This is a genomic window from Mycoplasma sp. 2575 (genome assembly GCF_053851635.1).
Genome location: NZ_JBSQBB010000004.1, coordinates 65,672 through 75,361 on the forward strand (window position 1 = coordinate 65,672; position 9,690 = coordinate 75,361).

Here is a 9,690-nt window from a genome sequence, read left to right on the forward strand (position 1 = left end):
AGTAAAATTGAAGACCAATTAATAGATTACTTTAATTCTATATCTCCGAAATTAAAAAGAAATAGCGATAAAAACTGTTTTAGAAAAATATGGAGAAATCTTATTAAGAAAAAGAGAACCTCAATACAAAAATCTTTACGAATATATTGGTAAATATTTTTCATTAAATGACTTCCAAAACATAAGATTCAGTATTAATAATATAATGTCTATTAATGGTGAAGATTTTGAAAATATTAAGAATACAATTCAGTCATTTGAACATTCACTGAAGAACATAGATTTTAATTTTAAACAACATCCATGGTACGGTTTATTAAAGGATACAATTAAATTTAAAGAAAAAGATGAGATTGAGGAAAAACTATTTTTCTTAAAAGATCATTCAAAAAATATTGCTACTTGAATCAAAAACTTGAATATTTTTGCACAACCAAACGACTTTTATAATGAATTTTCTAAACATACTTTAAATATAAAATTTGTTGCAAACTTCATTGAAAATAATAACTTCAAGGATATTTCAAACTATTTAAATGGCGGTATTGATTTAGAAATAATAAATTTAAAAGAAATTATTAGTGTGTTCAATGACAAAACCACTAAATACGAAACCCAATCTAAAATTTGAAAGAATTTAGAATTTTTTGAAACTAATGATGCTATAGAAGTTTATTCAACACTTAACAAAAACAAATTTAACCCTTTTAGGGTTTTTTCAAAAACGTGAAGACAATACAGAAGTTATTTCAAAAAACAAAATGTATATGAACCTGAAAATCTGTGAAAATTAAGAATCCTTGATGAGGCTAAAAAATTCGCTAAAATAAAAGAATTGGACACAAAATTTAATGAACTAATAAACAAAATAAATCTAAATTTAGACAACTTCAATATTGATAAAGTTAATGAAGTTTTAACCAGTCTTGAGTTTATTAAACAAAATAATAATGATATCCTAACAATATTCAATGCGTATGTAAAAACTTATAATCAAAACAAAGAATCAATAAAGACAAATATAAATAATTTAAACACACTATGTGAAAATATTGAATTTTTTGGTTCCTTATTCGACAATAATATTGTAAATTTTAAAACAATATCACTAGATGATTTTCTATCTAAAACAATAACATTATTGACAAATATGGATTCAATAACTAGCTACATAAGTTTCATTAGCGCAAAAAATAGGCTTGCCGATTTAGGTCAAAGTTCTTTCATTGAAGCCATTATTTCAAACAATATAGATAGCAATTTTGAAAACATTTATCTTAGAAAATTCTATGAAAAACTAACAGAAACTATTATTCAAACTGAAATTTCAAATGCAGATACAGTTTTACTAAATCAATGTGTAAATGTATTTAAAGAAAAAGACAAAGAAGCTAATACTTTGGCAAGAGATAAAATTATTTTAGAAAATGATAAAAGAATTAAATCTAGTTTATTCTTCGCCGCTGCTAATAGCCAGTATATGTTGCTTAAAAAAGAAAGCAGTAAAACTCGTGCCATTATGCCTTTTAAGAAGTTTTTTGAAAAAGCGCTTGAACTTATTTTAAATATAAAACCTTGTTTAATGCTTTCTCCTCTAACAGTAAGTAACTTCTTTAAAGATGTTGACTATACATTCGATACAGTTATATTTGACGAGGCATCTCAAATTAGACCCGAAAGTGCTATAAGTTCATTATTTAGAGCTAAACAAGCTATAGTCGTTGGAGATAAAGAACAAATGCCTCCATCAAACTTCTTTTCATCAGCAGAAAATGAAGAAGGTTTTCTTGAAGTCGAGGATTCAACAGATAACTTTTCAGATGGCTATGATTCACTTTTAAATTTAGCTGAAGCTAGCCTTAACTCAATTAGACTAAAATGACACTATCGTTCAAAATTTGAAGAATTAATTTATACATCAAATAAAGAAATTTATAAAGACTTAATAACATTCCCTAACTCTAAACAACCTAATGATATCGAAGGATTAAGATTCCTTTACGCAAAACCAAATAAATATATTGACGAAACAAACACATTATTTGAAGAAGCAAAGAAAACAATAAAGGACATTATTGAAAAGTATCAAAACAAATATTCAATCGGTGTTGTTGTGTTTAACGCTGAAGTATTAAATCAATTTGAAAGAGAAATGGATAAATTTATTCATGATAATCCACATTTAAAATTTTATTTTGATGAAGATAGAGAAGATGCATTTTTTGTTAAAAACATTGAAACAGTTCAAGGTGATGAAAGAGATATCATATTATTCTTGCTAGATAATAAAAGGAACGCAAACGGTGAAGTTAGTGTAAACTTTGGAGCAATAAATAACAGCGAATCCGGATATAAAAGACTTAATGTTGCAATATCTCGTGCCAAAAAAGGTTTAATTCTTATATAATCATTCAAAAGTCATGAAGTTAATTGATTCAGAAGTGAACAAAGAGGGGTTAAACTTCTTGAAAAATTCATTAAAAACGCTGAATTCGGAATAAACGCCTTAGAAGACTTAAAAGAAACGAGCGGAGGTGTTGAATCACTTTTCGAACAACAAGTTTATGATAAACTTACTGAACAAGGTTTGACTTTAAAAACACAAGTCGGATCATCAGGATTTAGAATTGATTTAGCAGTAGTTCATAAAAATAATCCAAACAAATATATTCTAGGAATAGAATGCGATGGAGCAACCTATCACTCTTCAAAAACAACACGTGATCGTGATAGATTAAGACAGGAAGTGTTAGAAGCAAGAGGTTGAAATATTCACAGAATTTGATCAACCGACTGATTCAAAAACCCCGATGCACAAGTTAACATTATTTTAAATAAATTGCAAGAATTATATAACAACACTAATTCGACTGACGAATCAGAAGACAACGAAGAAATGATAAAATCATTCACAATAGAACTAAATGAACATGAAAATGAACAAGCAACTTTCCCAGCATTTCCTGATCTAGATAAATTTATTGAAATGAATAGTTTAAAATTTTTAAAATCATATCAAGGAGAAAGAAGTCTTATTATTGCTCAACTATTTTCAGTTGCAGGTGCATTGCCTTATAAAACTTATGAAGGTATCGTTAAAAAATTACTACGCGAAGATCGTTTAACAAATGGTGTTAAAATGTTAGCAAGCAAATTAGCATATGGACTGGGTAGCAAAGATGAATACCTATTCATAGTTCCTTCTTTCTCTGATTTCAATTTTAAATTTAGGGAAAGCTTTTCAAAAGAAACAAAAAGATCAATTTTTGATATCCATCCATATGAATTGCGTGATCTATTTATAACAATATTAGAAAATTCTTATATTACAATTAGCTTAGATGATTTCTGTAGAGAATTATCAAATAGAATTAAAACACAAGTTTCAAACCTACAACAAAAAAATTACGTTCTTGATATTTTAAACAAAATGGCAAAAGAAAGAAAAATTCAAAAATTAGATGATGAATTATTCAAAGCCAATAATAAACTCGACTAATAACTAATCAAATAAGTTCAATATAAATATTCAAAATTATTTCCCAGTTTAAGTATAAAAAAATACAAATACATCTTAAATTAAGGCGTATTTGTATTTTTATTATTATTTTTTAACTACAATTATTAACCGCAATATACAGATATTAAACAATCTAAGCACCTACTCCTTTAAAATAAATGAAACAAATTATTAAAAATAGAAGAAAAATTAAAATTTCTTTTTTTATCATAACCGTACTGGCTCTTTTTATTTTTTCAATATTTAATATTGACACCAAAACATTTATATGGAGCTCTCTGATCTCATTATAAAAAGATAACAAATATTTTTGTTGCCTTATCGGGATTTTTAGGAGTTATTTCAATATATTGATTTGCAAAGAAAAAAACAACGGTATATTTAACCGAAATACTCAATGCAATTTTATACGCATTCTTTTCATTTGCAAATGGCTTAGTCATTGATGGAATTCTATAATTCATTTATATAGCAATATTGATATCGATATTAATTAATAAAAAAATCAAGAAAAATTTCAAAATAAGTGAGCCAAGAAGTTCATTATATTCGTCACTATTATTTGCGTTATATTTTTTAATTTTCTTTGTAATATTTTACTTTTCAAACCCATTTACCAACAATATATTAGGAAAAATATTCAATATAAATTATTTAGAATTTGGCTCAAATTTTAAATATAAATTAGTGTCTGCTATACTGTTAGCAACATTAAATTCAATATCAGTAGCCGCTTCAACAATAATGGCGTTAGATTTTAAAGATTCGTAAATTGTATGATGTTTAAAAAGCATAATATGCCTTGCGTTTTTCTCTGGTGTTGGCTTTCCAAATTTCGATGCTTTGATCATAAACATTATCCATTTTTCAATTTCATTATATCTATATTTTGCAACTTCAAGGAGAACAACATTAAGAATTACATTTTCAGGAATGGGAGCAAGCAAAAAATCTACTGTTATAAAAAATATTGCTCCTTTTCTAAATGAGCACGGTATTAAAATTATTGACAAAAGACTGACTGATACAAGCATTTTTCTAAACTATATGAATGATTTGAAAAAGAATGGGTATAAAACCAAAAAATATCTTTCAAGGATAGACTAAAACAAATTAAAAGTATGCAACAATTTGACAAGTGTTTAATTGATAGACATATGATTAATGACTTTTTATTCCTAAGGTTTTGATCAATATGAATTTTTTTACAAAATCACAAAAAATTAAATGAAATTTATTTTATAAAACCAAATACAAATTCCTTTTATTAATACAACTAAAAATTGATATATGCTTTGCAATTCTGAGAGATTACGAATTCATACAGAATAATAGAAAAAACGCCAGCTTAAGTCACAAAGTAGAGTTCGAAAGATGAAGAAGATCGGTCGAGCTAAAAAATGATTTATTTTTTAAAAATGTAAATAAAGAATATTTATAAGATAACGGAGTACTGGGAAAAATATTGGCTAAAAATCTTAATTACTTCTCTAAAAAACATTTTGTATTCATAAATACAGAATATTAAATTTCCAGCGAATATATCAAGAAAATAATAGAAGAAAAAATGAATAAAAATTTATATAGTTTAATGAGGTAAAAATATTCAGGGTCCGAATTTTTTTATGTAAGGATTTAAGTGAAAATAGTTTAATTCTATTTCGCACATAATAAAATCACCGATAACATTTTGCTATATATAATAGATGGATCATTTTTGTTACAATTTAACATTTATATTCATTTTTTAAAAATACTACTCATATTAATTGAGTAGTATTAGAGACTTATATTATTCTACTTGGTATATTTTTAAAAAATTATTTTGTTCTAAAATCAATAACTGCTCTTCCGAGAAATTCGCCTTTTTCAAGTTTTTCAAAAATTTCTTCAACATCTTCAAGTTTAACAATTTTTGTAACTTCTGATTTTACCTTTCCCTCAGCTGCATATTCAATTGCTTCTTTAAGATCTTGTCTAGTTCCTACAATTGAACCAACCAATTCTTTTTCTAACAGAACAGTTCAAAAAATAGAAACATTAATATCAACCTTTCCCATAGCATCCTTGGCCGGCAATCCCACCAAAACTTGGCGTCCACCACGCCGTAATATTGCCATTCCTTGTTCGGCTGCTGTCGGATGCACTGAAGTGTTGATAACAGCATGAACTCCACCGTTTGTTAACTGCATAATTTTACTTATAAAATCAGGATCTTTTCGTGAATTAAAGGCAGCAACCGCCTTACTCTTCAATGCTAAGTCAACCTTATCATCGCTAATATCTATTCCAATAGCCTTATATCCCATTGCATTTGCATATTGAATCGCAAGTTGACCTAATCCACCAACACCTATAACCGCTACATAATTGTTAGGTTTAATGTTAGTTCTCTTTAAAGCCTTATATGTTGTAACACCAGCACAAATAATTGGCGCGCCAGAAACAATATCAAATTTTTCAGGAATAATTGCTACATAATCCTCATGGCCAATAGCATATTCAGCAAATGTGCCATCTTTTGTATAAGCAGTCATATTTTGGTTAGGACATAGAGTTTCTCTTCCGGTTAAACAAAACTCACAATGGCCGCATGTGTCATGAAGCCAAGCCAAACCAACACGATCACCAACTTTAAGTCTTGTACATCCTTCTCCAAGTTCACTAACAATTCCGATCCCTTCATGTCCAGGAATGAGTGGATATTTTGGATCTACTAATCAATCAGCATTAGCTGCATGCAAATCAGTATGGCATATTCCACTTGTTTCCATTTTTATTAATACTTCCTTATATTTGGGTTTAGGAATAGCCACTTCTGTTATCGATCAATCCTTTGGCCCCCTCACAACAAATGCTTTCATTTTTGTCATTCTAATATACCTCCAAAGTTATTTACATTTAACTTAAATTATATCAATAATATTCTAACTTATCATATTTTAAAAATGTCGGTTTGATATTGTGCTTGTTGTTAGTAGCTATACTCATAGCATTCAAAAAAATATTTAATAATAAATATCGATAATGCATATTAAACACAAAAATTTCATAACGCATGAATAAATAATAAAAATAGAATGTGCTCATTATTTGGCACACTCTATTTTGCTTGTTTCATCGAACGCATTACGCTTCTAATTTGCGCTTCAGAAGCCTTGCGACCCATTTGTTGAAACATAACTCTAATCATCTTTTCATTGATTGGTGGGTTTTCTTTTAATTGCTTTTCAAATTTTTTCTTTGTTATAAAAATAGCTAAAATAGCACCAGCAATTCCAAATATGATAGGTAAAATTACTAATAAAACGATTCCTCATACAGGCATAATATTTTATCTTCCTCTCTTCATAATTCTTTTAACAATTAATAAAATTATAATAGGTATAACTAAAAGCACTAACACACTTATAAAAAAAATTTTAGCTCAAAACTTATGTGCTTCTGCTCTTATTTTTGATAGTTCTGTATTGCTCATCACGTCACTACCAAAAAAAACTTGAATATCAACCATTCTTTTTTTTCTTTGGATTGTTCCAATAATAAATAAAAGTAAAACCCCAAGCATTATTCCACAAAGAATATAAATAACTAAATTTGGGTCAGAAAAAGCCTTGTGTATTCAATCCTTAAAGTTCAAAATTCATCACTGAGCATCCTTAAGGCCTCAAAAGGCAAGAGTAAATAAACCCACATAAAATAAAATCGCAACAACAAATCATGTAATTCTAACTTGTCTTCTCATAAGTTTTTCATACAATGAGGCAATAAAAGGTGGAGCAAAACTAATTCCTTGTTTTATTTTTTCACGATAATCATCAACAGACTTAGATAGTGCATTCAGGTCTATTACATCCAAAATAAGTAAGACTAACGATATTAATCCAAATAGGATTGGAGAAACATATCACCCTCATGGGACTAATTTAATATCTTGGCTTAGATAACTAGAAAATAATGAGGGCGCAAATGCAAATAATAAGCAAGATATTAATGCCAAAAAAAATACAAATAAATAAGCTGATATGCTAAACTTTTTTAATGATTTTTCAGCTCTGAAAACCTTATATATTCCATTTGGTATTAATCCTTCAGGGTCGAGAGTTTTTTTAATGTTGGAACTTAATGATTTTGTCTTGATTTCTGCACCTGACATATTATTAACAGTTAACATTTCAGAATATTTTGCAACTACATCGCTACTTTGAGAACTATTGGTTATAATTGGTTTTAATTCCATAAAAGCGCAGTCCTTTCTCATGACCTATTTTTTATTGTTATCTGTTTTTAAGATTGCTAAAAAAGCTTCTTGTGGCACCTCAACACTACCGATCTGTTTCATTCTTTTTTTGCCCTCTTTTTGCTTCTTTAGCAATTTTTGGCGTCTTGTAACATCTCCACCATAAAGTTTAGCAGTTACGTCCTTACGATAAGCCTTAATTGTTTCTCTTGCGATAATTTTACCACCAATCGCCGCCTGAATCGGAATTTCAAAATTTTTTCTTGGTACTACCTCCTTAAGTTTTTCGGCTAATTCACGACTCTTATTGTATGCGAAATCACGATGAGCAATTAGCGCTAAAGCGTCAATTTTTTCCCCATTCAACATTATATCTACCTTAACAAGATCGCTTTCTCTTAAGCCAATATGTTCATAATCAAAAGAAGCATAACCTTTTGAGTAGCTTTTCATTAGATCAAAAAAATCGAATATAGTTTCATTTAGTGGAAGTTCATATATTAAACGTCTTCTTTTTTCATCTAAATACTCAATATTAATATACTTCCCTCTTTTTGATTGACAAAGTTCCATAATAGACCCAATATATTCCTCAGTTAACATAATTGATGCTCGGATATATGGTTCCTCAATAGTTTTAATATAACTACGATCAGGAAATAATGAAGGATTGGTAATATATTCAACCTCACCATTTGTTAGAGTAACAACAAATTCCACAGAAGGGGCAGTTGCTAATATATCAATATTAAATTCTCTTTCAAGTCTTTCTTGTAAAACGTCCATATGTAATAGACCAAGAAAACCAATTCTAAAGCCAAATCCAAGGGCCTTTGAGGTTTCGGGTTCTCATATTATTGAAGAATCAGAAAGACTAATTTTTTCTAAAGCGTCCTTTAAGGTGTTATAATCCCTGTTATCAACGGGGAAAAATCCAGTATAAACAACAGGCTTCATTTTTTTATATCCAGCAAGAGGATAATCGACAGGATTATCTAACAAAGTTATAGTGTCACCAACAGCGACATCCTTAACATCCCTAATTGATGCAGTGATCCAACCAACTTCACCGGCAGAAAGTTTATCTCTTTTTTCTTCATAAGGATTCTTAACACCTAATTCTGTAACCATATATGATTTTTTGGTTTGCATAAAGTAAATGGTATCACCTGGTTTTACTTCGCCATTAAAAATACGCGTATAGATAACAACCCCTCGATAATTATCAAAATAACTATCAAATATCAAACCTTTAAGAGGCTTGTTGGGATCAGCTTCTTTGGGAGCAGGTATTCTTTCAATAATTGCTTCAATAACATTATCGATATTCTTTCCTGTTTTAGCTGAAATTAAAATTGCATCACTTGCATCAATGCCAATTATACTTTCAATTTCTTTCTTAACTCTTTCCGGTTCTGAACTAATTAAGTCAATCTTGTTTATAACCGGTATTATCTCAAGATTATTTTCAATGGCTAAATAAACGTTAGCTAATGTTTGCGCTTGAATACCTTGTGTTGCATCAACTAATAAAATAGCCCCCTCACAGGCTGCTAGACTCCTACTTACTTCATAGGTAAAATCAACATGACCAGGCGTATCGATCAAATGAAAAATATAATCCTTATATTTAATCTGAACAGCATTTAATTTAATAGTAATTCCTCTTTCCTGCTCCAGATCCATCGAATCTAGAATTTGAGGTTTTGATTCACGCATTGTAATTGTATTAGTTTGTTCCAAAATACGATCTGCTAATGTACTTTTTCCATGGTCAATATGTGCAATTATTGCAAAATTTCTAATTTTAGGATTCGTCATATTTTTATAATTATAAGTTTAAAATGGATTTTTAATACTTTTTTCTAATGATATCATTAATTAGCGTGAAAAATGAGCCACCGATATTTTGAATTTGTTTAATTATACA

Annotated in this window: 8 protein-coding genes; 2 read left to right on the forward strand and 6 right to left on the reverse strand. The window is 28.6% G+C overall.

Features of this window, described 5'->3' with window-relative positions:
• Positions 1-205: 205 nt before the first annotated feature.
• Both ACWXVU_RS01255 and ACWXVU_RS01260 read left to right on the forward strand, forming a co-directional pair.
• Positions 206-2,407, forward strand: coding sequence for a DEAD/DEAH box helicase (locus ACWXVU_RS01255; protein WP_456011999.1), 2,202 nt, complete (start codon positions 206-208; stop codon positions 2,405-2,407).
• Between the two features lie 108 nt (positions 2,408-2,515).
• Positions 2,516-3,499: a DUF559 domain-containing protein gene (locus ACWXVU_RS01260; protein WP_456012004.1), complete on the forward strand. Its 984-nt coding sequence runs from the start codon at positions 2,516-2,518 to the stop codon at positions 3,497-3,499.
• A 308-nt stretch (positions 3,500-3,807) separates the two neighbouring features.
• Here the strand turns inward: ACWXVU_RS01260 and ACWXVU_RS01265 are convergent, their stop codons facing one another.
• The 6 genes from ACWXVU_RS01265 to lepA all read right to left on the reverse strand — a co-directional run bounded on the left by ACWXVU_RS01265 (position 3,808) and on the right by lepA (position 9,581).
• A complete protein-coding gene (locus ACWXVU_RS01265; RefSeq protein ID WP_456012000.1) occupies positions 3,808-3,984 on the reverse strand; it encodes a hypothetical protein in 177 nt (58 codons plus the stop codon).
• 186 nt (positions 3,985-4,170) lie between these two features.
• Positions 4,171-4,554 (reverse strand): hypothetical protein, encoded by a 384-nt coding sequence (locus ACWXVU_RS01270; protein ID WP_456012001.1) that lies wholly within the window; start codon positions 4,552-4,554, stop codon positions 4,171-4,173.
• Positions 4,555-5,340: 786 nt separating this feature from the next.
• Positions 5,341-6,393 (reverse strand): alcohol dehydrogenase AdhP, encoded by a 1,053-nt coding sequence (gene adhP / locus ACWXVU_RS01275; protein ID WP_438340362.1) that lies wholly within the window; start codon positions 6,391-6,393, stop codon positions 5,341-5,343.
• Positions 6,394-6,623: 230 nt separating this feature from the next.
• Positions 6,624-6,848: a YneF family protein gene (locus ACWXVU_RS01280; RefSeq protein ID WP_438340363.1), complete on the reverse strand. Its 225-nt coding sequence runs from the start codon at positions 6,846-6,848 to the stop codon at positions 6,624-6,626.
• Between the two features lie 6 nt (positions 6,849-6,854).
• Entirely contained in the window at positions 6,855-7,781 is a 927-nt protein-coding gene (locus ACWXVU_RS01285; RefSeq protein ID WP_456012002.1) for an MSC_0882 family membrane protein, read from the reverse strand.
• Positions 7,782-7,784: 3 nt separating this feature from the next.
• Positions 7,785-9,581 carry a translation elongation factor 4 gene (gene lepA / locus ACWXVU_RS01290; protein WP_456012003.1) on the reverse strand — a complete coding sequence of 599 codons (1,797 nt, stop codon included), beginning with the start codon at positions 9,579-9,581 and terminating at the stop codon, positions 7,785-7,787.
• Positions 9,582-9,690 lie beyond the last annotated feature (109 nt).